The sequence below is a fragment of the Nocardioides sp. NPDC054178 genome, assembly GCF_055585005.1.
Map to the genome: position 1 here is coordinate 185,337 of NZ_JBVJKY010000001.1, position 23,235 is coordinate 208,571.

The following is a 23,235-nucleotide window of genomic DNA, read 5'->3' on the forward strand; positions in this document are numbered from 1 at the left end:
CCCCGCGAGGAGGAGGACGAATCATGAAGGCCGAGATCCGCACCTGCGGCTGCCCTGAGGTGTTCCATGAGCTCGGGCTGCACACGCGCGAGGGCGTGCTGCCGGGGCCGCGCTGGTTGCAGGTGCTGGCACAGCTGCTGGGCTGAAGTCGACGACGCCCGCGCCGGGGTCAGTCCCTGACCTCGGACGGCGCGTTGCCGTAGCGCCGGCGGTGCGCCGCCGCGAACCGGCTGGCGGACGAGAAGCCCCAGCGCGCGGCGACGTCGCCGATGGCGAGCGCCGGGTTGCCGGCCAGGTCGGCATGGGCCCGCTGGAGCCTGATGTCGAGCAGGTACTGCGTGGGTGACTGACCGACCCAGCGCTGGAACCCCTCCTGCAGCCGCCGCACGCTGGTGCCGGCGAGGGATGCCATGTCCGCTGCGGTCCAGGCCCGGGCCGGGTCGTCGTGCAGGGCCTCGACGACGGCCCGGATCATCCGTGGCTGTGCCGCGGGCCGTACGCCGCCGTCGGGAGAGCACGCCTCGATCAGGCCGACCGCCACCGCGCCGGCGAGCTGGCGGCGGACGAGCTCGCTGTCGGCGAAGAGGTCAGGGTCGTGCAGGTTGGTGGCCAGGCTGGTGACCAGGTGGTGCCACGCCCGCGCGCGACCGTGCTCGATCGACATCTGCTCGGGCAGCAGGGTGCGTACGTTGACCCGGTCGGTGCCGAGGACGCGTTCGGCCTCCACCTCCAGCCAGGAGCTGTCGAACTTGACGCCGAGCACCGTGCAGGTGGCATCCCAGTGGCTGATCAGCGAGGGGGTGTCGGGGCGGAAGACCGTGCCCTGGCCGGTCACCGAGGTGATCTCCCCGAACCTTCCCCGGCTCTCGAGATGCCCCGTGATCGGCATGTTCACCTCGAACGCCCCGGGGTAGTCGCAGTCGACCGCCACATCGGCACCCCAGCCGACGTGCCCGATCAGCACCGGCCCGAGGTCGAGGGTGCGCAGCGTGAGCCGAGGCTCGCGGGTCCCGCCGAGCAGCGTCAGCTCGTGGGGGAAATACGCCTGGGCGACCACGTTGGAGGCCTGCCCCCAGTCCCGTGGGGCGACGCGCCGGCGACCGGACATGTCGCGGAGTCTACCTGAGACGTCAGTCACAAACAGGTCGCGCATCCGGTGCCGAGAGCGCGCATTCCGTGTCGCCCCGGGGCTGTGACGGACCTAACTTCGACCTCCCAGTGTCGATCCGTCCACCTTCTGAGGAGCACCCGATGACGACCGCACAGCAGGACCTGACCTGGCTCGACGACGTGACGATGAGCGACCTCGAGCGGAATCCCTACCCGACCTACGAACGCCTCCGTCGTGAGGCACCGCTCGCCTTCGTCCCGGTCCTCGGCTCCTACGTCGCCTCGACCGCCGAGGTGTGCCGCGAGGTGGCGACCAGCCCCGACTTCGAGGCCGTGATCACGCCGGCCGGAGGCCGCACATTCGGTCACCCCGCGATCATCGGCGTCAACGGCGACATCCACGCCGACCTGCGCGGCATGGTCGAGCCGCAGCTGCAGCCGATCGAGGTCGACAGCTGGGTCGACGACCTGGTGCGCCCGATCGCCCGCAAGTACGTCGAGCAGTTCGAGGACCGCGGCCGTGCCGAGCTCGTCGGCGAGTTCTGCGAGCCCGTCTCCGTCCGCTCGCTCGGCGACCTGCTCGGGCTGCAGTCGGTCTCCTCCGACAAGCTCCGCGAGTGGTTCCACAAGCTGAACGTGTCGTTCACCAACGCCGCGGTCGACGAGAACGGGGAGTTCACCAACCCCGAGGGGTTCACCCCGGGTGACGAGGCCAGGGCGGAGATCCAGGAGGTCGTCGACCCGCTGATCGACCACTGGATCGAGCACCCCGAGAACACCGCGATCTCCCACTGGCTCCACGACGGCATGCCGCCGGGAAAGACCCGTGCCCGCGAGTACATCTACCCCACGATCTACGTCTACCTGCTCGGCGCGATGCAGGAGCCCGGCCACGGCATGGCCTCCACGCTGGTGGGGCTCTTCAGCCGTCCCGAGCAGCTGGAGGAGGTCGTCGACGACCCGTCGCTGCTGCCGCGAGCCATCTCCGAGGGCATGCGCTGGACCTCCCCGATCTGGTCGGCGACCGCCCGGATCAGCACCAAGCCGGTCACCGTCGCCGGTGTGGACCTGCCCGCCGGCACCCCGGTGATCCTCTCCTACGGCTCGGCCAACCACGACACCGGCAAGTACGACGCGCCCACCGAGTACGACCTGCACCGACCGCCGCTGCCGCACCTCGCCTTCGGCGCCGGCAACCACGCCTGCGCGGGCATCTACTACGCCAACCAGGTGATGCGGATCGGGCTCGAGGAGCTCTTCGAGGCGATCCCCAACCTGGAGCGCGACACCGACGAGGGCGTCGAGTTCTGGGGCTGGGGATTCCGCGGCCCGACCAGCCTGCACTGCACCTGGGAGGTCTGAGCCATGTCCGCCGCGATCAGCGTCGCCGGCCGCCGCGTCGAGTGCGCCGGTGACCAGTCGATCCTGGAGGCGCTCCTGCGGGCCGGCGTCTGGATGCCGAACTCCTGCAACCAGGGCACCTGTGGCACCTGCAAGCTGCAGGTCGTGCGCGGCGAGGTCGACCACGTCGGGTCGCCGCTGGAGACGTTGACCGCGGACGAGCGTGCCGGTGGCCTGGCGCTGGCCTGCCAGGCCCGGCCGCTCGGAGAGACCGAGGTCGCGCTGCGTGGCTCGGAGATGGGGCGTACGACCCACGTGCTGCGCGACCTCACCGCCACCGTCGTCGGGGTCGAGGACATCGCCCGGGACACCCGGCGGATCCTGCTCGGACTCGAGGAGCCGCTGGCGTTCTCGGCGGGCCAGTACGTCGAGCTCCTCGTCCCCGGCACCGCCGAGCGCCGGCCGTACTCCCTCGCCAACACCGCCGAGGAGGACAAGGTCCTCGAGCTCCACGTACGCCGCGTCCCCGGTGGTGTGGCCAGCGACTGGCTCTTCGGGCCGGTGGCGGTCGGCGACCGGGTCGAGGTGCGTGGCCCGCTCGGTGACTTCCACGCCCCCGACCCGGAGAAGGACGAGGGCGAGCCGATGGTGCTCATCGGTGGGGGCACCGGGCTGGCGCCGCTGATCGGCATCGCCCGCACGGCGCTGGAACGCCATCCCAAGCGGCTGATCGCGCTCTATCACGGCGTACGCACCGAGGCGGACCTCTACGACGTCGACCGTCTGGAGGAGCTGACGATCCGCTATCGGGGCTTCAGCTTCGTCACCGTGCTCTCCCGGGAGTCCGTGCCGGGTCATCGCGACGGCTACGCCCCCGACGCGTTCGTCGAGGACATCGCGAGCGCGCGGGGCTGGTCGGGTTGGCTCTGCGGCTCGCCGGCGCTGGTGGAGGCCGGGGTCAAGGCGTTCAAGCGGCGCCGGATGGCACCTCGGCTGATCCACCGGGAGAAGTTCGAGCCGGCCGACGGGCGCGGGCCGGGCGCCTGAGCCGCGGGGCAACCCCCGGACACCGAGATCGGCCCTTGCCGAGATATATCACGAACCCCCAGGATAGGGCCCGAGCGACCGGATGCCTCCGGTGCCTCGAGAGGAGAGAAATGCAGCAGGTCAAGGCCGTCATCGCCCGCGCGAAGGGAGCTCCGGTGGAGCTGGTGACGATCAACGTGCCCGATCCCGGACCGGGTGAGGCGGTGGTGAAGATCCAGTCGTGCGGGGTGTGCCACACCGACCTGCACTACCGCGAGGGCGGGATCAACGACGACTTCCCGTTCCTGCTGGGCCACGAGGCCGCCGGCGTGGTCGAGGCGGTCGGTCCCGACGTCACCGGGGTGGCGCCGGGCGACTTCGTGGTGCTCAACTGGCGCGCGGTCTGCGGCAGCTGCCGGGCGTGCAACCGGGGCGAGCCGCAGTACTGCTTCGCCACCTTCAACGCGACCCAGAAGATGACCCTCGAGGACGGCACCGAGCTGTCTCCGGCGCTGGGTATCGGCGCCTTCGCCGAGAAGACGCTGGTCGCCGCCGGTCAGTGCACGAAGGTCGACCCGAACGCCCGGCCGGCGGCGGTCGGGCTGCTGGGCTGCGGCGTGATGGCCGGGCTCGGCGCGGCCATCAACACCGGTGGTGCGACCCGCGGCAGGTCGGTCGCCGTCATCGGGTGCGGAGGCGTGGGCGTGGCGGCGATCGCCGGCGCGGCCCTGGCCGGTTCGAGCCCGATCATCGCCGTCGACATCGATCCCCAGAAGCTCGAGCGCGCCGCGGCCATGGGCGCCACGCACACCGTGGACTCCTCCGAGACGGACCCGGTGGAGGAGATCCGGCGGATCTGCTCGGAGACGTACGACGGTGCCGAGGGGGCCGACATCGTCGTCGAGGCCGTCGGCCGCCCCGAGACCTGGAAGCAGGCCTTCTACGCCCGTGACCTGGCCGGCACCGTCGTCCTCGTCGGGGTGCCCACCCCGGACATGAAGGTCCCCGACCTCCCGCTGATCGACGTCTTCGGCCGCGGCGGCGCGCTCAAGTCCAGCTGGTACGGCGACTGCCTCCCCAGCCGCGACTTCCCGATGCTCGTCGACCTCTACCAGCAGGGTCGTCTCGACCTCGACGCCTTCGTCAGCGAGGAGATCGGGATCGAGGACATCGAGGCGGCCTTCGAGAAGATGTATCGCGGTGGGGTACTGCGCTCGGTGGTGGTGCTGTGATGGACGTACGCATCGATCACGCGATCACGAGCGGCACCTTCAGCCTCGACGGCGAGACCCACCAGGTCGACAACAACCTGTGGGTGGTCGGCGACGACCGGGAGTGCCTGGTCATCGATGCCCCGCACTCGGTCGAGGACATCCTCGCGGTCGTCGGTGACCGCCGCGTGAAGGCGATCGTGTGCACGCACGCCCACGACGACCACGTACGCGTCGCACCGGCGTTGCGCGAGGCCGTCCGGGCGCCGATCCTGCTCCACCCCGACGACAGGCCGCTGTGGGAGCTCACCCACACCGACGAGCTCTGGGACGCAGACCTCTCCGACGGGCAGGTGATCGAGATCGGCGACACGGCGCTGACGGTCCTGCACACGCCGGGCCACGCGCCGGGTGCGGTCTGCCTCTGGGCGCCCGACCTGGGGTGTGTCTTCACCGGAGACACCCTCTTCCAGGGCGGACCCGGCGCGACCGGGCGCTCCTACAGCGACCGGCCCACGATCGAGGCCTCCATCCGGGCCAAGCTGTTCGCCCTTCCCGGCGACACCGTCGTCCATACCGGTCACGGCGAGGACACCACGATCGCCGCGGAGGCCGCCGCGCTGGGTTGATCGCCGAAGACTCGGGCCCACCGGAACATAGACTCCCGAACGTGGACCATCGGTTAATGCTGATCGTCGGGGCGGCGCTGGCGATCATGATCGCGGCGTCGGTGTTCGCGCGGCGTACGGGGGTGGCGGCGCCGCTGCTGCTCGTGGGGCTCGGGATGGGGGCGAGCTATCTGCCCGGGGCGCCGATGATCGAGCTCGATCCGGAGCTGATCCTGGCGGGCGTGCTGCCGCCGCTGCTCTACTCCTCCGCGGTCAACCTGCCGGTGATCGACTTCCGGCGCAACCTGCGGCTGATCAGCTGGCTCTCGGTCGTGATGGTGATCGTCTCGGCGGTCGTGATCGGGGCGGTCGTGCACTGGCTGTTCCCGGAGATCTCGTTCCCGCTCGCGGTTGCGCTCGGAGCGGTCGTCAGCCCCACCGACGCGGTCGCGGCGACGGCGATCGGCCGCCGGGTCGGGCTGCCGCCGAGGGTGATGACCGTGCTGGAGGGGGAGAGCCTGGTCAACGACGCCTCCGCCCTCGTCGTCCTCCGGACGGCCGTCGCGGGGATCGCGGCGGCCAGCTCGTTCTCGCTGGGACGTACGGCCCTGGAGTTCGGGTGGGCCGTGCTGGGCGCGCTCGTGATCGGCGGCCTCGTCGGCTGGCTCACCGTGCTGCTCCGGCAGCGGCTCGACGACCCGGTGCTCAACACGACGATCTCGTTCGCGGTGCCGTTCATCGCCTACTTCCCGGCCGAGGAGCTGAACGCTTCCGGAGTCCTCGCCGTGGTCATCGCCGGCCTGGTGACCGGCGCCCTCGGCAGCCGCCGGTTCAGCGCCCGCGACCGGCAGACCCAGGCCACGACCTGGACCACGTTCAACTTCATCCTGGAGAGCGGCGTCTTCCTGGCGATGGGCTACCAGCTGCCCGACTTCGTCGATGCCGCGCAGGGCGAGACCACGCCGGGCGAGATGGCCGGGCTCGTCCTGGTCATCGTCGGTCTGCTGGTCGTGCTCCGGTTCGCCGGCCTCGCCGGTCCCGCGCTCCGGGACATGGAGGAGAGCAAGGAGGACGTACGCACCCGCCTGGACCAGTTCGAGGAGAAGCTCGACTCGCTGACCCCTGCCGACGACCGGGAGGACGCCCGGATCAGCGCGGCCCGGCGACGGCTGGCCCGGGGCCGGGCGGACATCGACTTCGAGGAGCGCGAGCCGATCACCAAGCGCGGGTTCCTCACCATCGGCTGGGCGGGAATGCGCGGGGTCGTCACGGTCGCCGCCGCGCAGACCATCCCGGCCGGCACCTCCCACCGGGCGACGGTCGTGCTCGCCGCCTTCCTGGTCGCCCTCATCACCCTCGTGCTCTTCGGCCTCACGCTCCCGGCCGTGATCCGCCGGATGGGATTCTCGCCGGAGAGCGCCAAGGACAGGCACGACGCGTTCCTCGCGCTGCTGCGTCAGATCGGCGACTCGGCCGTCGACACCCTCGGACCGCTGGAGTCGCAGACCATCGACGGCGAGCCGATCGACCCGAAGCTGGTGACCAAGCTCAAGGACAGGATCCTCCCGCGGGTGCTCGCGGGCGTACGCGAGACGCCGAGACTGCGGCCGGCGACGCTGGAGCAGACGATGATCCTGCAGCTGCGCTACCTCGACGCGATGCGCGAGGCGCTCGCCGTCGAGCGCAGCATCGGCGCCTACAGCTCGCACACCTACGCGAGGGTCGAGTCGATCCTCGACGACATGGAGAAGCGCCTCGACATGACCTGAGTCGTCCGGTCAGCTCTGACGGGCGTCGTAGCGCCGGCGCTCGTCCTCGATCCGGGGGTTGTGCCGGACGGCCCACTCGGCCAGCCTCACCGCCGGCCCGACGAGGGTCCGGCCCATGTCGGTCAGCTCGTACTCCACCCGCGGAGGCACCTCCGGGTAGCTCGTACGTGCCACCAGACCGTCGCGCTCCAGATGGCGGAGCGTCAGGGTGAGCATGCGCTGCGAGATGCCCGGCACGCGCTGTTTGAGATCGCCGAACCGGATCCGGCGGCCGTCGAGGGTGGCGATCACCAGCAGGCTCCACTTGTCGCCGATGCGGTCCAGGATGCCGCGGATCGCGCGTCCGCCGTCCCCTCGGATCAGGCAGGCCTTCTCGTAGTCCGACATCGCGCTCCCCTCCGTCCGCTCGGGCACACCGGTGTGCCTTTTGTACGCCGCCCGAGACCGGTCCATGCTGGCGCTCGATCGGTCAGTTACTCATCGTAACCAAGGAGTTCGACATGGTGGTCGCGTACTGGATCGTCGCCGGGTTGCTCGCGGCGTTCTACCTGTTCTCGGGCGGGATCAAGGTGGTGCGGAGCCAGGAGCAGCTGGCACCGATGATGGCGTGGGCCGGCACGGCCGTCCCGATGGCGGGAGTCAGGGCGATCGGCCTGGTGGAGATCGCCGGTGCGCTCGGGCTGATCCTTCCGCCGCTCACCGGCATCGCCCCGAGCCTGGCGATCTGGGCAGCGGCGGGTCTCGCGCTCGTGCAGGTGCTCGCCGCCCTCTTCCACCTCTCGCGCGGCGAGCGGCGCGACCTGTGGCTCAACGGTGTGCTGGTGCTGTGGGCGCTGGTCACGCTGTTCCTCGCCACTCGTCGGTAGCTCCTCGGTCATACGGTCTCGAAGCGGGCCATCATCGCCATGTCCTCGTGCTCCAGGTTGTGGCAGTGGATGAGAAACCTGCCGGCATACCTCTCGAACTTCACCCTGACCCGCACGGCCTCGTAGGGACGTATGTCGACGGTGTCCTTCCAGCCGAGGTCCATCGGGCCGGGGCCGCGGTTGCCGCGGCGCAGGACCTGGAAGGGCGAGAGGTGGACGTGGACGGGGTGGTGGGCGTCGGTGAAGAACTCCCAGATCTCGGTGGACCCCAGCGGCACCTGGGCCTGGGGGACGGCCGGGTCGAAGGGCTTGCCGTTGATCCCCCAGCCGCGGCGACCGTGGACGCTCGCCTGCCGGAAGTGCCACCGGCGGACGACCGCACCGTCGGGCTCCTCGGGCGCGGGTACGTCGACGAGGACCGCAGGGATCCGGACGTCGTCGGTCGCGCGGCGAGTGATCCGGAACCGCATCACCTGAGCGGTCCGGCCGGTGCCGAGACGGTTGCGCATCTTGACCGTCGTCCCCGGCGCGAGCGAGCGGAAGTCGACGACGACGTCGAACCGCTCGCCGGAGGCCATCGTGATCTCGTCGTGCGTGGCGGGGGCGGCCAGGAGGCCGCCGTCGGAGCCGATCTGGGTGAGCTTCACCGGCTGCCCGTCGGAGGTCCGCAGACCGAGTGCGTAGCGGCGCGCGTTGGAGGCGTTGAGCAGCCGTAGCCGATACTGCGCCGCCTCGACCTCCGCCTCGGGCCACGGGGCACCGTTGACGAGGATGACGTCACCGAGCACACCGGCCATGTAGCGGTCTTCGACGCCCGGCGCACCGAGGAGCTCGGGGTCGAGCGCCGGATAGCGCAGCGCGCCGTCCTCGTCGAAGGCCCGGTCGGCGATCATCAGCGGCATCTCCCGCTCCCCTCGTGGCAGCGAGAGGGCGTCCTCCTCGTCGTCGCGAACGATGTGGAAACCTGCCAGCCCGCGCCACACCTGCGGGGCGGTGAAGTCCATCCGGTGGTCGTGGTACCAGAGCGTCGTCGCCGGCTGCTCGAGCGGATAGCGGTAGTCCCGCTTTCCTGTCCTGACCTGCGCCTTCGGATCGGTCATGGTCTCGTGGCCGCCGCCATGACCAGCATGGTGGGCGTGGTGCGACTCGAAGCCCGGCGGCACCAGCAGATCCGTCGGCCAGCCGTCGCTCTCGGCGGGGGTGTGCCCGCCATGGAGATGCGTCGCGGTGGGCAGGGTGAGGGAGTTGGTGTGGCGTACGGTCACCGCCTCCCCGCGGCGGGTCTCCAGCGTCGGTCCGGGAAAGACCCCGTCGTACGTCATCATCTCGGTCCGCAGTCCGGGCAGGATCTCCATCGAGGCGGGGCGCTGGGCGATCTCGATCATCCCGCCCGAGGGCCGCTTGACCGGCGGCAACGGCAACGGGATCTCGTACGCCTTCGGCAGCCGTGCCGCGCTGCGCAGGATCCGTCCGGTCTGCCCGGGCGCCTCGCCGCACGCGGCCAGCGACCCGGCGACCGGGACGGCCAGGCCGGTCCCCAGGAGGGTGCGTCGCCCGATCCTCATCCCCGGACCTCCCGCGGGCTGCCGGCGCCACGACGCAGCGAGGCGATGGCCAGGGCCACCGCGATCCCGACTGTGAGGACGCCGACCGGAACGTGCAGCTGGAGGACACGGGTGTAGCCGAGGATCGCCTGGACGTGGATGAGGAAGAAGAGCGCGACCGACCAGATGAGGAACCACCAGCGCCCCTGCATCGAGACGACGGCGACCGCGGCGATCGGCAGCAGCAGGCCGAGGCCCTGCAGCGCGGCCGCGCCCGCGGAGTGGAGGCCCAGCGCCTCGAAGGTGCCGGCGAAGTAGGAGCCGATGAAGATCGGCTGCCCGATCGCAAAGAGCGCGGTCACCACCGCGACGACTCGGAAGCAGAAGAGGCTGATGCGTGGTCGGCGTTCGCGTATCTGTGGGGTCACGCCCTCCACAATATGTAGACAGAATACCTATGGCATCCGGCGTTCCCCTGACCGCCGGCGGATCCTCGTCGGGGTCAGCCCTGGTGGGCGAAGACCTCGTCGCGGGCGGTGTCGAGACCCATCTGGAGGGCGCCGCGGAGCACGGCGTCGCCCGAGATCTCGGTGGGGACGACGGTGGGGACGTTGGGGCCGAGGGCGGCGATCGCCTTCTGCACGCGGGCGGCCAGGACCGGCCCGCCGGCGCACCCGACCTCTCCGGCGAGCACGCACAGCTCGGGGTCGAGCACGACGCAGATGCCCGCCAGGCCGAGGGCGAGCCTCCTGGCCAGCTCCTCCAGGAACGGCTCGGCGTCGGGGTCGCCCGCGGCGGCCGCGCGCACGCAGTCCACGCCGCTGCCGCTCAGCCCGAACGCGCGGGCGAGGGTGTCCATGGCCTCGACACTGACCAGCGACTGGAAGGCCGCGTGCTGCGGGCTGTCGGTGCCGTGCGGGGTGGACGCGCCCGGGACCGCCAGATAGCCGATCTCGCCGGCACCGCCGCCGGCGCCGCGGTGGAGGCGGCCGTCGATGATCACCGCGAGCCCCAGGCCGCGGTCGATCCAGGCGAGCACCGAGTCCTTGACCCCGTGGGAGGCGCCGGCGGACTGTTCGGCGAGCCCGGCCAGGTTGACGTCGTTCTCGATCAGGACCGGCCGCTGGAAGCTGCGGCGGAGGTCCTGCAGGACGCCCGCGCGCCAGTCCGGCAGGTCGTTGGCGAAGCGGAAGTCGCCGGTGCGCGGGTCGATCATGCCGGGCGTACCGATCGAGAGGCAGCGCAGCTGCGACATCGTGATGCCGGCGCTCCGGGTGGCGTCGGCGACGGTCGCCCGCACCGCCTCGACCGGGTCGGAGGCCTCGTGGGGGTCGAGCGCGCCGGTGGCCAGCTCGACGCCGGTGATGTCGGCGACCGAGGCGGTGATCCGGTCCGGACCGATGTGGAGGGCTGCGACGTAGCCCACCGACGGGACCACGCCGTAGAGCGCCGCGTTGGGGCCGCGGCCGCCCTGCTGGGTCCCGACGACCTCGACCAGGCCGCGCTCGCCCAGCCGGGTCAGCAGCTGGCCCGCGGTCACCTTCGAGAGGCCGACGAGCTCGCCGAGCCGGGTCTTCGTGATCGGCCCGTTCGAGAGCATCAGGTCGAGCGCCGCGCGGTCGTTGGTGTCGCGGATCAGGTGTGTCTTGGGTGGTCTCGACATCGGCGGCGCTCCTTTCGAGGGTCGGGGTGGCGTACGGAAGGCCAACTTAACAATGGCAGGGCTCGCGCCGGTGTTTGTCCACGATGGGTCTAGACGGTAACTGTAAAGGAACCTTACAGTGGGGTCTTCGATCGCCATCCATCTCAACCCCCTCAAGGAGCTTGGAATGCGTACTCACACAAAGATCGCCGTTCTCGGCGGGATCTTGCTGGCGCCCGTTCTGGCCATGTTGCCGACGAGCCCCGCAAGTGCGCACGGCTACATCTCGAACCCGCCGAGCCGGCAGGCCCAGTGTGCTGCCGGCACCGTCGAGTGCGGGGACATCAAGTACGAACCGCAGAGCGTCGAGGGCCCGAAGGGCCTGACCAGCTGCTCCGGCGGCAACTCCCGCTTCGCGGAGCTCGACGACGACTCGAAGAACTGGCAGGTCACACCCGTCGGTAGCAGCCAGACGTTCAGCTGGTCGCTGAGCGCCCGGCACAGCACCAGCACCTGGCAGTACTTCATCGGTGGCACCAAGATCGCCGAGTTCGACGACGGCGGTGCGCAGCCGCCGGCCACCGTCGAGCACCAGGTCGACTTCGGGTCGTTCACCGGCCGGCAGAAGGTCCTCGCGGTCTGGAACGTCGCCGACACCGCCAACGCCTTCTACGCCTGCATCGACGTGAACATCGGCGGCACCGCCACCGACCCGGAGGCGCCGGCGCCGGTGGCCGGTGAGTTCCCGGTCAGCGAGGAGCAGTTCAACCAGCTCTTCCCCAACCGCAACCCCTTCTACACGTACGCGGGCCTCGTCGAGGCGCTCGGCGCCTACCCGGAATTCACCAATGCCGGGGACGAGGCGACCCAGAAGCGGGAGGCCGCCGCGTTCATCGCGAACGTCGCCCACGAGACCGGTGACCTGCTCTACGTCGTCGAGCAGAACCAGGCCAACTACCCGCACTACTGCGACCCCAACCAGTCCTACGGCTGTCCCGCGGGCAACGACCAGTACTACGGCCGCGGCCCGGTCCAGCTGAGCTGGAACTTCAACTACAAGGCCGCCGGGGACGCGCTCGGGATCGACCTGCTGAACAACCCCAACCTGGTCGCCACCGATCCGGCGGTCGCCTGGAAGACCGGGCTCTGGTACTGGAACACCCAGAACGGCCCGGGCACCATGACGCCGCACGCGGCGATGGTCAACGGCGCCGGATTCGGCGAGACCATCCGGTCCATCAACGGCTCCATCGAGTGCAACGGTGGCAACCCGGGCCAGGTGCAGAGCCGCGTCGACAACTACCGCGAGGTCACCTCGCTGCTGGGGGTCGACCCGGGCGGGAACCTCTACTGCTGAGATCCAGCCGTACTGAACACAGGCGGCGTACGCAGCCCAGCTGCGTACGCCGCCGTGTTTCTGTTTTGTGACAAGTGCCCAACGAGGTTCTGCCTCCGTGCCGGTGCCCGCCGCCCCGCCGCGCCCCTACCGTCGAGTAGCAACCGGAACCTCGGACAGCCCGGGGCCGGATGGACGAAGGAGCATGCTCGGTGCTCAGATCACTCTCTCTCCGAATCGCCGCGGTCGCCGCGGCCGTCACTCTCCCCCTCTTCGGTCTGGTCGCGCCGGCCGACGCGGAGAGCCCCTACGAGCGCGGACCGGACCCGACGTCGGCCAGCGTCCTGGACAACGGCACGTTCTCCCTCTCCACCGCCTCGGTCTCCTCGCTGGTGACCGGCTTCGGTGGCGGGACGATCTACTACCCCACCTCGACCAGCGAGGGGACGTACGGCGGCGTCGTGCTCGCGCCCGGCTACACCGCCTCGTCCTCGAGCTATGCCTCCGTCGCCCGGCGGGTGGCCTCGCACGGGTTCGTGGTCTTCGCGATCGACACCAACTCCCGCTACGACCAGCCCGACAGCCGTGGCTCACAGATCCTGGCCGCGGTCGACTACCTCAAGGAGGACGCCTCCTCCGCCGTGGCCACGCGTCTGGACGAGACCCGGATCGCGGTCTCCGGCCACTCGATGGGCGGCGGCGGCACGCTCGCCGCGGCCAACCAGGACTCCTCGGTCAAGGCCGCCGTCGCGCTCCAGCCCTGGCACACCGACAAGACGTGGCCCGGCATCCAGGTCCCGACCATGATCATCGGCGCGGAGCTGGACACGATCGCGCCGGTCGACTCCCACTCGATCCCGTTCTACACCTCGGCCACCGGGGCCCGGGAGAAGGCGTACGGCGAGATCAACAACGGCGACCACCTCATCGCCAACACCGATGACGACTGGCAGGGGCGCCTGTTCGTCACCTGGCTGAAGAGGTACGTCGACGACGACACCCGCTACTCGCAGTTCCTCTGCCCGGCGCCGTCCTCGGTCAACCTGTCCGACTACCGCAACACCTGCCCGGACTGACCCGTCGGTCCTGACGTACGCAACGAACCGGCCACCTCGGGGGAGGTGGCCGGTTCCGTGTGCCCGGCGCTCGCTGCACCGGCTCCGATAGGGTCGGATCATGCCCACGACCAGCCCGAAGGGCGAGGAGATCGTCGGATCACTGCTGCGCGGTCTGGACGTGATCGGCATCCTCAGCGACGCCGAGCAGCCGCTGTCGCTGGCCGAGGTGGCGACCCTCGCCGACACCTCGCGGGCCACCGCGCGGCGGCTGCTGCTGACCCTGGAACGCGTCGGGTACGTCCGCACCGACGGTCGCACCTTCCAGCTGCGCCCCAAGGTGATGGAGCTCGGCGACGCGTACCTCGAGGGGCTGGGGCTCCCGCGGCTCCATCCTCACCTGACCTCGCTCGCCGAGCGGGTGCGTGACACCTGCTCGCTGACCGTCCTGGACGGCGACACGGTCGTCTACGTCGACCGTGTCAAGGCGGACCGGCTGATGACGGTCAACATCGCGGTGGGCACCCGGATGCCGGCGTACGCGATGTCCAGCGGTCGCGTCCTGCTCGCCGACCTCGATCCCGAGGCGCTGCGCGACTACCTCGAGCACCTGCACGCCGAGCCGCTCACCGGCCGCACCGCGGTCGCCCGCGACGAGCTCGCCCGCAGGATCGCCCAGGCCCGCAAGGACGGCTACGTCATCACCGACCAGGAGATCGACCCGACGCTGCGCTCGATCGCCGCGCCCGTACGTGGGCCCGACGGTCGCGCCATCGCCGCGGTGAACGTCGCCACCCATGTCAACCGCACCTCGGTCGAGCAGCTGCGCGAGGAGATCCTGCCCGAGCTGCTCGCCACCACCCGCGCCATCGAGGCGGAGCTCGCCGCCTCCTGACGCCGCGGTGCTCGCCCTCAGAGGTCGAGCACCAGCCGGGGGCTCCTGGAGCGCCCGACGCAGACCATCATGGTCTTGCCGGAAGCCCGTTCCTTCTCGTTGAGGATCGTGTCGTGATGCTCCGGGACACCCTCGAGGACCGTGGTCTCGCAGGTGCCGCAGAAGCCGTCCTCGCAGGAGGTCATGACGTCGCAGTGGCCCTCGATGACCTCGAGCAGACCCTGGTCGGAGCCGACGGTGAGCACGGTTCCCGACCTGCGCAGCTCCACCTCGAAGGAGTCACCGGTCGAGGCCTCGGCCAGCGCTTCGCCGTCGGAGGCGAACTTCTCCAGCCGCAGCTGGGCGGACCGCCCCGCCTTCTCGCACCTCTCCTCGAGCTCCTTGAGCATCGAGATCGGGCCGCAGGCGTAGATGAGGGTGTCGTCGCTGACGCCGTCGACGAGCGAGGCGAGGTCGGGGCGACCGGTCGACGAGCTGACGACGACCTTGACGTTCGGGCCGGTCGCGAGCTTCTCGCGGAACGCCATCGACTCCAGGTGGCGGCCGACGTAGACGAGCTCGTACGGCGACTTCTCCCGCTCGGCGCGGATCACCATCGCCAGCATCGGGGTGATGCCGATGCCGCCGGCGATGAACAGGTAGCGCGGGGCCGGCTCCAGCGGGAAGTGGTTGCGGGGGCCGCGGATGCGGACCCGCTTGCCGACCAGTGCGGTCTCGTGGACCTCCGCGGAGCCGCCCCGGCCCTCGGGCTCGCGGAGCACCGCGATCCGGTAGAAGCTCAGGTCGGCCGGTGGGCTGCACAGGCTGTACTGCCGCACGAGTCCCGAGGGCAGCTCGATGTCGAGATGCGACCCGGGCTCGTAGGCCGGCAGCAGACCGCTGTCGGGCACCAGCTCGAGCGAGATCACCCCGTCGGCCTCCAGCTTCGCCTGCCGCACGGTGACCTCGAAGAAGTCCTGCTCCTCGCCGGTCATGCCGACATCTCCTGCTCCGTCGTCGCGGCGTCGGCCTCCGTGCGGGCACCGCCGCGCAGCACGTCGAGCAGCGCGGCGAGCAGCTGGGGGCCGCGTACGGTCACCAGCATGTCGACCTCCTGGCGCAGCGTGATCATGGCCGAGGCGCCGGCCGGCTCCTGCCAGTGCTCGGGGGCGACGAGGACGGCGGCGATCAGGTCGCCACCTCCGCGTGCCGCGGTGCACACCTCGCGCACCACCTGCTCGGGGACCTCGGTGAGGTCGCTGCCGACGAGGACGACCATGTCGGCCGACTCGGCGACGGCGCCGGTGCCGGCGGGCATCGGCGGCACCCAGGCGCCTTCGCCCAGCGGCTTGGTGAGCGCCTCGACCGGGTCCGGCCCGGACAGGATCTGGACGCCCTCGACCCCGAGCGTCCGCAGCTCGTCGACGAGCCGGGCGCTGCCAGGACCGAGCGGCACGACGAGAACACGGGCCTCATAGGACCTACGCAGGGGGTTCATCGGGTCTCCTTCACAGACTCGGAACGGGTGGGGTCGGCCCGCAGCCACGGGTCGATTACGACATGAGGGGTGAGCGGAGCCCTGCCCTGGTCCATGTCGCGCAGGCTCTGTCCGACCTGCTCCAGGGGGACGTTGTGCGTCGGGATCCGCTCCAGGCCGGTCCTGCCGGAGGAGAGGAGCTCGATGGCCCGGGTGACGGCCTGCGGCGACCGGCCGCGTACGCCACGCACGGTCAGCAGGTTGCGGACGATCGCGGTCGGGTCGAGCGCGGCGTCGCCGCCGCTGAGCCCGGCGATCACCAGCACCCCGAAGCGGCCCAGCAGCTGGAGGGCGGTCGCCATGGTCTGCGGGGTGCCGATGGTGTCGATGACGGCGTCGAGCGGGCCGTACTTCTCGCGGACGACATCGATGACGGTCTCGTCGTTGAGCTCCGTGGCCGCGCCGAGCCGGCGGGCCAGCTCGAGGCGTCCCGCGCTGGACCGGCGACCGAGCGCGATCACGGTCTCGGCGCCGCCCGCGACGGCGGCGGCCACGCAGGAGAGCCCGTGGTAGCCGGGGCCGATGACGGCGACCTTCGAGCCCGGGCCGACGCCGCCGGCGCCGAGGGTCCAGTCGACGGCGTTCGCCAGCGGCAGCGTCCAGGCCGCCTGGTCGACTCCGAGGCGGTCGGGCAGCGGGTGGAGCACGTGGCGGGAGGAGAGCTCCATGAACTCCGCGTTGCCGCCGTGCAGCCCCGAGGCGCGGGAGGCCGGGATCATCCCGACCCGCTCACCCCCGGTCCACAGGTCGACCGCGGCGCACAACCGGTAGCGGCCGGCCGAGCACTCGGCGCACGTGCCGCAGCTGACGTACTCCTCGACGGCGACGCGGGTGCCGACCTCGAGCCCGAGCGCCTCAGCGTCCTCGGGGGTCAGGTGGTCGATGCGGCCGATCGTGTGGTGACCGAGCACCGCGGGAGCCTCGAGCCCCCGCTGGTGCAGCATCACGTCGGTGCCGCACACGGCGGAGGACTCGACGCGCAGCCTGCTCACCGAGGCCGGGAGCACCAGCTCCCGGACCTCGGTGTCGCCGGCCCCGTCACTGACGGCGGCGCGAACCAGCAGATCGTTCATCGGCGGAAGAGCCTCCGCTTCTTCGGGGCGACGCGGGCGTCGGCCTGCTGCTTGGCCTTCTCGACCTCTTCCTTCAGCTGGCTCCAGATGCCGTAGACGATCTCGCCGTACTCCTGCTCGTGGCGCAGCTGCAGGACGTCGCGCGGCCGTGCGAACGGCACGTCGATGAACGCCTTGGCCCGGCCCGGCTGCGCGCTCATCACCATGATCCGGTCGCTCAGCGTGACGGCCTCGTCGACCGAGTGGGTGATGAAGACGACCGTCTTGCGGGTCTCGTCCCAGATGCGGAGCAGCTCGGCCTGCAGGAGCGTCTTGTTCTGCTCGTCGAGGGCCGAGAACGGCTCGTCCATCAGCAGGATCTCGGGGTCGTTGGCGAACGCACGGGCGATCGAGACGCGCTGCCGCATACCGCCGGAGAGCTGGTGCGGGTAGGCGTCGGCGAACTTCGTCAGGCCGGTCGCGTCGAGGTAGTGCCCGACGGTGTCCTTGATCTCCGACCTCGGGGCGCCCCGCACGGTCAGGCCGTACGCGGCGTTGTCCCAGACGCTCATCCACGGGAAGATCGAGTCGCCCTGGAAGACCATCGAGTTCTCCGGGCGGCCGTCGGTGCCACCGGCGACCTCGATCGTGCCCTCCGAGGCCGACTCCAGGCCGGCGAGCATCCGCAGGAGGGTGGTCTTGCCGCAGCCCGACGGCCCGACGATCGTCAGGAACTGGCCCTGGGGTACGTCGAGGTCGAAGGAGTCGACGGCGGTCACGACGTGGCCGCCGGGGACCGTGAAGCGCTTGCTGAGCCCGCGGATCCGGATCTTCGGGTCGGCCATGGCCGACGCCGCCTCGGTGGGGGCCGGTGCAGTGGTGTTGGACATGATGGGGTGGTCCGTTCCTCTAGTAGGCCGCCGTCAGTGGCGGGTGATCCACGGGGTGAGCTTGTGACCCACGAAGCCGACGATGAGGGCGAGCAGGAGCCCGACGAGCGCGAAGACCAGCAGGTAGGCGTACATCGACTCGATGGTGAAGAGCTGGAAGGAGTTCCAGACCATGAAGCCCCAGCCGTTGCCCTGGCCGCCCATCATCTCGGCGATGGCGAGCATGATCAGGCCCATGCCGGCGCCGAGCTCGAGGCCGGTGATGACGTTCGGCATGGCCCCGGGGAGCGCGACGGTGCGGAAGACCGTGAACCGCTTGGCCCCGAAGTTCTCGGCGACGTCGTAGAAGATCGCCGAGACGTTCGAGACCCCGGTGTAGGTGTTGATGACGACGGGGAAGAAGACGCCCATCGCCACGAAGTACCAGATCGTGTCCTCGCCCAGGCCGAAGAAGAGCAGGAACAGCGGCAGCACCGCGCTCTTCGGGACGGGGTAGAGGGCGGAGATGATCGGGCGTACGGCCGCGTTCACGACCTTGTTGAGACCCATCGCGACCCCGATGACGACGGCGGGGACCGCCCCGACCAGAAAGCCGACAAGCAGGCGGGTCAGGCTGTGCTGGGACTGGGCCCACAGCTCACCGCTGGCCGCCTCGGTCCACAGCGCCTGGAAGATCAGCGTCGGCGCGGGGAAGAACCGGTCGTCGAGGACGCCGCCGCGGGAGAGGGCATCCCAGGCGACCAGGAGGACGATCGGGCTGAGGATCGAGATGGCGCGCAAGGCGCCCTTGCTCGAGGTACGGCGCTGCTTCACCTGACGGGCGGCGACCGCTCCCGTGGAGGTGACGGCCGCTTCGGCGACGTTGGTCATGACACTCTCTCCTTGCTCGCGGCCTGGGCCGCCTCGTCGACGAAGCTGGTGTCGACCAGCGAGTCGAAATCGATCTGCGACGTGCCCGTGAAGAGGCCCTGCTCGACGAAGAAGTCGTAGTCCTTCTTCAGGCTCTCGATGTTGAGAGACGCGTCCGGGTTCACGAAGCTGGGGACGGTCTGCTTGACCGCCTCGGGCTCGGACTTGATGTGGTCGGCGATGATCGCGGCGATCTCGTCGGCGTCCGTGCCGGTCCACCTGCCACCCTCGACGGCAGCGCTGTAGTCGCGCGCGGCCTGCGTGTAGGCGTTCATGAAGCACTGGGCCGCCTCGGCCTGCTCCTTGGGGAAGTCGCCGCTGTAGAGGAGCACGGCGAGCTGCTGGTTGTTGTAGACCGTGGTGGAGTCCGCGAGCTTCACCGCCGCACCGCTCTGCTGGGCCCTGGTCGCGGCCGGCTCGGTGGTGAGCGCGGCATCGATCGAGCCGTTCTGCAGGGCGGCGACGTGGTCGGGGAAGCCGAGGAAGCTGTGCGAGACGTCGTCGTACGTCAGCCCCTCGTGCTCCAGCAGAGCGGCCAGCGTCGACGAGGTCGCCGTGCCCGGAGCGGGCTCGGCCACCTTGAGGCCCTCGAGGTCCTTGACGCTGGAGACCTTGCCCGAGTCCACGAGCTCCTTGCGGACCAGCAGCGGCATGTAGTCGTGGTGGGTGACCAGCTGACCCTTGTCGGCGACGATCTTGATATCGATGTCGCGGGCGATGCCGTTGTAGAAGCCGGCCGACGGAGCGCCGGCCCCGACAGCCAGGTGGCCGGCCGCCAGGTACGGCACCATCTCGCCGGCCGACTTGAACGGGCGGAGCTTCACCTCGAGGCCCTCCTCGGCGAAGTAGCCCTTGTCCTGGGCGATGAAGAGCAGCGCGTCCGAGAGGCTGTTGGTGATGCCGGCCTCGACCTCGACGCCGACGCAGGACGTCGCGCCCGAGGCCGCGGTGCCGCAGCCTGCCATGGTCATCGCGCCCACGGTGGCGGCCATGACGGCCACCACCGCGCGCGAGCGCTTGAAGTGTGTACGCATGAGTCAGCCGATCAGATCGAGTGGAAGTTCTCGCCGGGCTTGACCACGAGGACGTCCTTCGCGCCCTCCTGGAAGGGCACGTCGCGGGGAAGCAGGATCGAGGTGGAACGCACGCTGGTGTGCGCGGGGTCGAGACCGGGCAGGTCACCGGAGTCGACGTCGTCGAGGGCGGCGAGCAGGCGGCGGCGGGCCACGATGATGGCCGCGTCGGAGGTGCCGAGGCGCTCCTTGGTGCGGTCGGCGACCACGCCCATCGACTCCTGCAGCGAGAAGTCCTGAGCAGCGATGCCCGCGATACCGGAGAAGGTCTCCTTGCGGCGCTGGGCGCCGCGGTCCATGAGGTAGTCGTTCTCGGCCGAGGCCAGCGGGTCGTACGTCCCCGGCTTGTACTTCACGTGGATGCCGTCGCCACCGTTGAGGGCGTTGATCTCGCGCTCGCCGAAGTCCTGGGTGGGGTGGTAGTTCCAGCTCCAGGCCCAGCAGGTCTCGTCGTCGATGGGGACCCAGGCGTGGCCACCCATCGGGTTGTGCTCACCGAACGGCGGGATGATCGTGTACCACGGCATCATCCACTGCGTGATGCGCCAGTAGTAGTTCTCCTCGTCGGCGTTCCGGCGCGCACCGATCAGCAGGCCGCCGTCCGACTCGGCCACCTCGAACTTCGGGCGGGTGTCGGCCTTGAGGTACTTGTTGCCCTCGGTGCCGGAGTGCAGCGGGTCGTCGTCGAGGTTGAACCGGTGCGCGAAGGAGACGTGGCTGGAGTCGATGCCGCCCTCCATCGCCTGCAGGTAGTTGGAGAACTGGCGACGCTTCGAGATGAAGCGCTTCTCCGGGTTGAGACCCATCCACTCCAGGTTCGGCAGCGGCGGCTCCGTGCCCGGGTCGCCCATGTAGGCCCAGATCAGGCCGCCGGCCTCGACGGCCTTGTACGCCCGCTGCTTGATCTTCGAGCAGAACTTGCTGCCCTCGGGCTCGGACGGCATGTCGACGCAGTTGCCGTCGATGTCGTACTTCCAGCCGTGGTAGGCGCACCGCAGGCCGCCCTCCTCGTTGCGCCCGAAGTAGAGGGACGCCGTGCGGTGGCTGCAGAACTCGTCGATCAGGCCGATGCGGCCCTCGGAGTCACGGAACGCGATCAGCTTCTCGCCGAGCAGCTGCACCCGCACGGGGTCGCAGTCGGCGCCCTCGATCTCCTCGGCGAGCAGCGCGGGGATCCAGTAGCGACGGAACAGGTTGCCCATGGGGGTGCCCGGACCGGTCTGGGTCAGCAGGTCGTTCTGTTCACGGGTGAGCATGCAGGTTGCCTTTCAGAGGGGTGATGCGGCGGGGAAGGCTGATGAGTGCCGCCGCCACGAAGGCGGCCAGCGGAACCAGCCAGGCGACGCCGAAGCCGGCGCCCAGATCGAGGGTGAGTCCGAACGCGAGCGGTCCGGTGCCGAAGCCGAGGTACATGCCGGTGGCCAGGAACGCCGTCGCGGGGCCGAGGGACTCGACGGGGACGGTGCGGATCAGGACCACCATGGTCACGGAGTTGGAGGCGAGCGCGGCCGCGCCGAACACGGCGGCGCCGACCCACACCAGCCAGCTGCCGAGCAGGGTCGAGGCCATCACGAGCACGACACCGAGCGCGGCGCCGACGGCCAGCGTGAGGAGCGTCGAGGCCTGCCGGGAGCCGGCGTCGGCACGGCGGCCCCACCAGATGCGGCTCAGCAGTCCGACCAGCCCGACCAGAGCGGCGATCAGGCCCGCGGGGCGCAGGCCCAGACCGAGCTCCACGTGGGCGAAGAGGGGCAGGTGGGCGTTGGTCGCCTGGAGGCCGAACCCGATGAAGAACGTGTACGCCGTCAGCATCGCGACCGAGATCGGCCCGGACTCCTCGGGCCTGCCCTGCGTCCGGTCTGGGGCCGCCACGGGACGGGTCGCGAGCGCGCTGACGACGCCGAGGAGCCCGAGGACGCCACCGGCGGCGACGGCCCAGCGCCACCCGGCGACGGCCGCGATCAGGGGAGCGGTGAGACCCGCGACGAGCTGCGCTGCCTGGACCCCGGACTGCTTCCAGCCGATGAGGGCACCCCGCTGCCGCACCGGCATGCCGGCGACCATCCGGTTGGTGGCCGGGTTGGACAGCGCCTGGGCCACACCGCTCAGCACGCCCGCGACCACCACGACGGCGTACGACTCGGCGAGCGCCAGCACGGCGAGACCGGTGACCGAGCCGACGGAGACCGCGACCATCACGGTCCGCGCGCCGAAGCGGCTCGAAGGCCCGCCGAGGAGGAGTGCCGAGAGCGCTGCCGCGCCGAAGGTCACGGTCGAGATCGCGCCGTACTCCGCCGGGCTCAGGTCGAGGTCGGCGATCACCAGCGGGGAGATCGCGGTGAGCGTGTAGAGGAACAGCGGCCCGATGCCCATGCACACGAACAGCGACATCCACAGCGCCGGGGAGACCTGCTCCCGGGTGCTGGTGACGTCGGTTGTGTGGCTGTTCATTAGACCTCATTCCGCTATGCGCACAACTGTGCATTGTGACCGCGGACACACGGTTACACGACGGAGACCTCAGGTCAAGTGGGGAGCGCGAAAAACTGCCCGATCTTCGTTAAGGTGTGCGCATGGCGGAACGGATGTTGGCGGACGATGATCGGCGGATCTCCGACCGTGACGTCGTCCAGTCCCTGGTGCGAGGTCTGGACGTCGTGCGGGCCTTCGACGGCGCTCATCCCGAGCTCTCGCTCGACGAGGCGGCCGAGCGCACCGGCTTCAGCCGCTCGGCGACGCGGCGGCTGCTGCGTACCCTGATGACCGCGGGGCTGGCGGTGTACGACGGCCGGCACTACCGCCTCACCTCGCGGCTGCTCGACCTCGGCTACGCCAGCCAGTCACGCCTCTCGCTCGCCGAGGTGGCGCTGCCTCACTGCGAGGAGCTCTCGCGCCGGCTCGGGCGGACGGTGTCTCTCGCCCGGCTCGACGGCGACAGCATCGTCTACCTCCTGAGGGTCGGCGCACCGCGTCTGGTGGCCGTCTCGCTGCACGTCGGCAGCAGGCTGCCGGCGTCTCTCCCGGCCATCGGCCGGGTCGTCCTGGCCGGTCTCTCCGACGAGGAGCTGGCCCGCTTCCTCGCCTCCGACGCCTTCCGGGAGCAGTCGGAGCGCACGGGACTGTCCGCCGATGACCTGCTCGAGGAGCTGGTCGACATCCGCGCTCGCGGCTGGTGCCACGTCTCGGAGGTCCTCGAGGCCGGGCTCAGTGCGGTCGCGGCGCCGATCCGCGACCGGGACGGCCGGGTGGTCGCCGGGCTCAACGTCTCGACGCGCACCGGAGGCCAGGCGCCCGTGCTCGATCTCCTCGACACGGTGCCCGACCTGATGCGTACGGCCGCGCGTATCGGCGACGACCTCCACCACACCCACCAGGTCTGAGACGCGCGCCCC

At 70.5% G+C, this 23,235-nt stretch carries 24 protein-coding genes; 11 read left to right on the forward strand and 13 right to left on the reverse strand.

Annotated elements, in window-relative coordinates:
* The first annotated feature begins 23 nt into the window (after nucleotides 1–23).
* Nucleotides 24–146: a hypothetical protein gene (locus tag ACZ6WN_RS00965; RefSeq protein ID WP_465862104.1), complete on the forward strand. Its 123-nt coding sequence runs from the start codon at nucleotides 24–26 to the stop codon at nucleotides 144–146.
* A gap of 23 nt (nucleotides 147–169) precedes the next feature.
* Here ACZ6WN_RS00965 and ACZ6WN_RS00970 read toward each other — a convergent pair whose 3' ends face one another.
* Nucleotides 170–1,108: a helix-turn-helix transcriptional regulator gene (locus ACZ6WN_RS00970; RefSeq protein ID WP_465862105.1), complete on the reverse strand. Its 939-nt coding sequence runs from the start codon at nucleotides 1,106–1,108 to the stop codon at nucleotides 170–172.
* 143 nt (nucleotides 1,109–1,251) lie between these two features.
* Here ACZ6WN_RS00970 and ACZ6WN_RS00975 point away from each other — a divergent pair, with 143 nt between their 5' ends.
* The 5 genes from ACZ6WN_RS00975 to ACZ6WN_RS00995 all read left to right on the forward strand — a co-directional run bounded on the left by ACZ6WN_RS00975 (nucleotide 1,252) and on the right by ACZ6WN_RS00995 (nucleotide 7,065).
* Entirely contained in the window at nucleotides 1,252–2,472 is a 1,221-nt protein-coding gene (locus ACZ6WN_RS00975) for a cytochrome P450 (protein ID WP_465862106.1), read from the forward strand.
* 3 nt (nucleotides 2,473–2,475) lie between these two features.
* The gene (locus tag ACZ6WN_RS00980; RefSeq protein WP_465862107.1) at nucleotides 2,476–3,498 is read left to right on the forward strand and encodes a 2Fe-2S iron-sulfur cluster-binding protein; all 1,023 of its coding nucleotides are present in this window, start codon (nucleotides 2,476–2,478) and stop codon (nucleotides 3,496–3,498) included.
* A 110-nt stretch (nucleotides 3,499–3,608) separates the two neighbouring features.
* Entirely contained in the window at nucleotides 3,609–4,709 is a 1,101-nt protein-coding gene (locus tag ACZ6WN_RS00985) for an S-(hydroxymethyl)mycothiol dehydrogenase (RefSeq protein WP_465862109.1), read from the forward strand.
* Entirely contained in the window at nucleotides 4,709–5,317 is a 609-nt protein-coding gene (locus tag ACZ6WN_RS00990) for an MBL fold metallo-hydrolase (protein WP_465862110.1), read from the forward strand. The genes ACZ6WN_RS00985 and ACZ6WN_RS00990 overlap by 1 nt, the downstream gene beginning before the upstream one ends.
* Before the next feature lie 41 nt (nucleotides 5,318–5,358).
* Nucleotides 5,359–7,065, forward strand: coding sequence for a cation:proton antiporter (locus tag ACZ6WN_RS00995; protein WP_465862111.1), 1,707 nt, complete (start codon nucleotides 5,359–5,361; stop codon nucleotides 7,063–7,065).
* Nucleotides 7,066–7,074: 9 nt separating this feature from the next.
* Here the strand turns inward: ACZ6WN_RS00995 and ACZ6WN_RS01000 are convergent, their stop codons facing one another.
* Nucleotides 7,075–7,452 carry a winged helix-turn-helix transcriptional regulator gene (locus ACZ6WN_RS01000; protein ID WP_465862112.1) on the reverse strand — a complete coding sequence of 126 codons (378 nt, stop codon included), beginning with the start codon at nucleotides 7,450–7,452 and terminating at the stop codon, nucleotides 7,075–7,077.
* A 113-nt stretch (nucleotides 7,453–7,565) separates the two neighbouring features.
* Between ACZ6WN_RS01000 and ACZ6WN_RS01005 the strand changes: the two genes are divergently transcribed.
* Nucleotides 7,566–7,931: a DoxX family protein gene (locus ACZ6WN_RS01005; RefSeq protein WP_465862113.1), complete on the forward strand. Its 366-nt coding sequence runs from the start codon at nucleotides 7,566–7,568 to the stop codon at nucleotides 7,929–7,931.
* A gap of 8 nt (nucleotides 7,932–7,939) precedes the next feature.
* On the opposite strand, the gene ACZ6WN_RS01010 is transcribed toward ACZ6WN_RS01005, so the two are convergent.
* The 3 genes from ACZ6WN_RS01010 to ACZ6WN_RS01020 all read right to left on the reverse strand — a co-directional run bounded on the left by ACZ6WN_RS01010 (nucleotide 7,940) and on the right by ACZ6WN_RS01020 (nucleotide 11,138).
* Complete coding sequence (locus tag ACZ6WN_RS01010; protein ID WP_465862114.1) at nucleotides 7,940–9,496, reverse strand: multicopper oxidase family protein; 1,557 nt, start codon at nucleotides 9,494–9,496, stop codon at nucleotides 7,940–7,942.
* Nucleotides 9,493–9,903, reverse strand: a complete 411-nt coding sequence (locus tag ACZ6WN_RS01015) for a hypothetical protein (protein ID WP_465862115.1) — start codon at nucleotides 9,901–9,903, stop codon at nucleotides 9,493–9,495. Before ACZ6WN_RS01015 ends, ACZ6WN_RS01010 begins: the two co-directional genes overlap by 4 nt.
* 74 nt (nucleotides 9,904–9,977) lie before the next feature.
* Nucleotides 9,978–11,138: an ROK family protein gene (locus tag ACZ6WN_RS01020; protein ID WP_465862117.1), complete on the reverse strand. Its 1,161-nt coding sequence runs from the start codon at nucleotides 11,136–11,138 to the stop codon at nucleotides 9,978–9,980.
* Between the two features lie 166 nt (nucleotides 11,139–11,304).
* Here ACZ6WN_RS01020 and ACZ6WN_RS01025 point away from each other — a divergent pair, with 166 nt between their 5' ends.
* The 3 genes from ACZ6WN_RS01025 (at nucleotide 11,305) to ACZ6WN_RS01035 (ending at nucleotide 14,403) form a co-directional block, all read left to right on the forward strand.
* Entirely contained in the window at nucleotides 11,305–12,474 is a 1,170-nt protein-coding gene (locus ACZ6WN_RS01025) for a glycoside hydrolase family 19 protein (RefSeq protein WP_465862119.1), read from the forward strand.
* Nucleotides 12,475–12,665: 191 nt separating this feature from the next.
* A complete protein-coding gene (locus tag ACZ6WN_RS01030) occupies nucleotides 12,666–13,529 on the forward strand; it encodes an alpha/beta hydrolase family protein (protein WP_465862121.1) in 864 nt (287 codons plus the stop codon).
* A gap of 100 nt (nucleotides 13,530–13,629) precedes the next feature.
* Nucleotides 13,630–14,403, forward strand: coding sequence for an IclR family transcriptional regulator domain-containing protein (locus ACZ6WN_RS01035; protein ID WP_465862123.1), 774 nt, complete (start codon nucleotides 13,630–13,632; stop codon nucleotides 14,401–14,403).
* A 17-nt stretch (nucleotides 14,404–14,420) separates the two neighbouring features.
* Here the strand turns inward: ACZ6WN_RS01035 and ACZ6WN_RS01040 are convergent, their stop codons facing one another.
* The 8 genes from ACZ6WN_RS01040 to ACZ6WN_RS01075 are packed head-to-tail and all read right to left on the reverse strand — an operon-like array spanning nucleotide 14,421 to nucleotide 22,294.
* Nucleotides 14,421–15,377: a PDR/VanB family oxidoreductase gene (locus ACZ6WN_RS01040; protein ID WP_465862124.1), complete on the reverse strand. Its 957-nt coding sequence runs from the start codon at nucleotides 15,375–15,377 to the stop codon at nucleotides 14,421–14,423.
* The gene (locus ACZ6WN_RS01045) at nucleotides 15,374–15,880 is read right to left on the reverse strand and encodes a hypothetical protein (RefSeq protein ID WP_465862126.1); all 507 of its coding nucleotides are present in this window, start codon (nucleotides 15,878–15,880) and stop codon (nucleotides 15,374–15,376) included. Before ACZ6WN_RS01045 ends, ACZ6WN_RS01040 begins: the two co-directional genes overlap by 4 nt.
* Entirely contained in the window at nucleotides 15,877–16,992 is a 1,116-nt protein-coding gene (locus tag ACZ6WN_RS01050; protein ID WP_465862127.1) for a zinc-dependent alcohol dehydrogenase, read from the reverse strand. The genes ACZ6WN_RS01045 and ACZ6WN_RS01050 overlap by 4 nt, the downstream gene beginning before the upstream one ends.
* A complete protein-coding gene (locus tag ACZ6WN_RS01055; RefSeq protein ID WP_465862129.1) occupies nucleotides 16,989–17,861 on the reverse strand; it encodes an ABC transporter ATP-binding protein in 873 nt (290 codons plus the stop codon). The genes ACZ6WN_RS01050 and ACZ6WN_RS01055 overlap by 4 nt, the downstream gene beginning before the upstream one ends.
* 33 nt (nucleotides 17,862–17,894) lie before the next feature.
* Nucleotides 17,895–18,731: an ABC transporter permease gene (locus ACZ6WN_RS01060; RefSeq protein ID WP_465862131.1), complete on the reverse strand. Its 837-nt coding sequence runs from the start codon at nucleotides 18,729–18,731 to the stop codon at nucleotides 17,895–17,897.
* Nucleotides 18,728–19,804, reverse strand: coding sequence for an ABC transporter substrate-binding protein (locus ACZ6WN_RS01065; RefSeq protein ID WP_465862133.1), 1,077 nt, complete (start codon nucleotides 19,802–19,804; stop codon nucleotides 18,728–18,730). The genes ACZ6WN_RS01060 and ACZ6WN_RS01065 overlap by 4 nt, the downstream gene beginning before the upstream one ends.
* Nucleotides 19,805–19,815: 11 nt before the next feature.
* Entirely contained in the window at nucleotides 19,816–21,099 is a 1,284-nt protein-coding gene (locus tag ACZ6WN_RS01070) for a Rieske 2Fe-2S domain-containing protein (RefSeq protein WP_465862135.1), read from the reverse strand.
* Entirely contained in the window at nucleotides 21,086–22,294 is a 1,209-nt protein-coding gene (locus tag ACZ6WN_RS01075) for an MFS transporter (RefSeq protein WP_465862137.1), read from the reverse strand. Before ACZ6WN_RS01075 ends, ACZ6WN_RS01070 begins: the two co-directional genes overlap by 14 nt.
* A 122-nt stretch (nucleotides 22,295–22,416) precedes the next feature.
* On the opposite strand from ACZ6WN_RS01075, the gene ACZ6WN_RS01080 reads away from it, so the two are divergent.
* Complete coding sequence (locus ACZ6WN_RS01080; protein ID WP_465862138.1) at nucleotides 22,417–23,223, forward strand: IclR family transcriptional regulator domain-containing protein; 807 nt, start codon at nucleotides 22,417–22,419, stop codon at nucleotides 23,221–23,223.
* Nucleotides 23,224–23,235: the final 12 nt, after the last annotated feature.

Coding starts and splice junctions, on each gene's coding strand:
- ACZ6WN_RS00965 (WP_465862104.1), top strand. CDS start 24: ATGAAGGCCGAGATCCGCACCTGCGGCTGCCCTGAGGTGTTCCATGAG.
- ACZ6WN_RS00970 (WP_465862105.1), bottom strand. CDS start 1,108: ATGTCCGGTCGCCGGCGCGTCGCCCCACGGGACTGGGGGCAGGCCTCC.
- ACZ6WN_RS00975 (WP_465862106.1), top strand. CDS start 1,252: ATGACGACCGCACAGCAGGACCTGACCTGGCTCGACGACGTGACGATG.
- ACZ6WN_RS00980 (WP_465862107.1), top strand. CDS start 2,476: ATGTCCGCCGCGATCAGCGTCGCCGGCCGCCGCGTCGAGTGCGCCGGT.
- ACZ6WN_RS00985 (WP_465862109.1), top strand. CDS start 3,609: ATGCAGCAGGTCAAGGCCGTCATCGCCCGCGCGAAGGGAGCTCCGGTG.
- ACZ6WN_RS00990 (WP_465862110.1), top strand. CDS start 4,709: ATGGACGTACGCATCGATCACGCGATCACGAGCGGCACCTTCAGCCTC.
- ACZ6WN_RS01000 (WP_465862112.1), bottom strand. CDS start 7,452: ATGTCGGACTACGAGAAGGCCTGCCTGATCCGAGGGGACGGCGGACGC.
- ACZ6WN_RS01005 (WP_465862113.1), top strand. CDS start 7,566: ATGGTGGTCGCGTACTGGATCGTCGCCGGGTTGCTCGCGGCGTTCTAC.
- ACZ6WN_RS01010 (WP_465862114.1), bottom strand. CDS start 9,496: ATGAGGATCGGGCGACGCACCCTCCTGGGGACCGGCCTGGCCGTCCCG.
- ACZ6WN_RS01020 (WP_465862117.1), bottom strand. CDS start 11,138: ATGTCGAGACCACCCAAGACACACCTGATCCGCGACACCAACGACCGC.
- ACZ6WN_RS01025 (WP_465862119.1), top strand. CDS start 11,305: ATGCGTACTCACACAAAGATCGCCGTTCTCGGCGGGATCTTGCTGGCG.
- ACZ6WN_RS01035 (WP_465862123.1), top strand. CDS start 13,630: ATGCCCACGACCAGCCCGAAGGGCGAGGAGATCGTCGGATCACTGCTG.
- ACZ6WN_RS01040 (WP_465862124.1), bottom strand. CDS start 15,377: ATGACCGGCGAGGAGCAGGACTTCTTCGAGGTCACCGTGCGGCAGGCG.
- ACZ6WN_RS01045 (WP_465862126.1), bottom strand. CDS start 15,880: ATGAACCCCCTGCGTAGGTCCTATGAGGCCCGTGTTCTCGTCGTGCCG.
- ACZ6WN_RS01050 (WP_465862127.1), bottom strand. CDS start 16,992: ATGAACGATCTGCTGGTTCGCGCCGCCGTCAGTGACGGGGCCGGCGAC.
- ACZ6WN_RS01055 (WP_465862129.1), bottom strand. CDS start 17,861: ATGTCCAACACCACTGCACCGGCCCCCACCGAGGCGGCGTCGGCCATG.
- ACZ6WN_RS01060 (WP_465862131.1), bottom strand. CDS start 18,731: ATGACCAACGTCGCCGAAGCGGCCGTCACCTCCACGGGAGCGGTCGCC.
- ACZ6WN_RS01065 (WP_465862133.1), bottom strand. CDS start 19,804: ATGCGTACACACTTCAAGCGCTCGCGCGCGGTGGTGGCCGTCATGGCC.
- ACZ6WN_RS01070 (WP_465862135.1), bottom strand. CDS start 21,099: ATGCTCACCCGTGAACAGAACGACCTGCTGACCCAGACCGGTCCGGGC.
- ACZ6WN_RS01075 (WP_465862137.1), bottom strand. CDS start 22,294: ATGAACAGCCACACAACCGACGTCACCAGCACCCGGGAGCAGGTCTCC.
- ACZ6WN_RS01080 (WP_465862138.1), top strand. CDS start 22,417: ATGGCGGAACGGATGTTGGCGGACGATGATCGGCGGATCTCCGACCGT.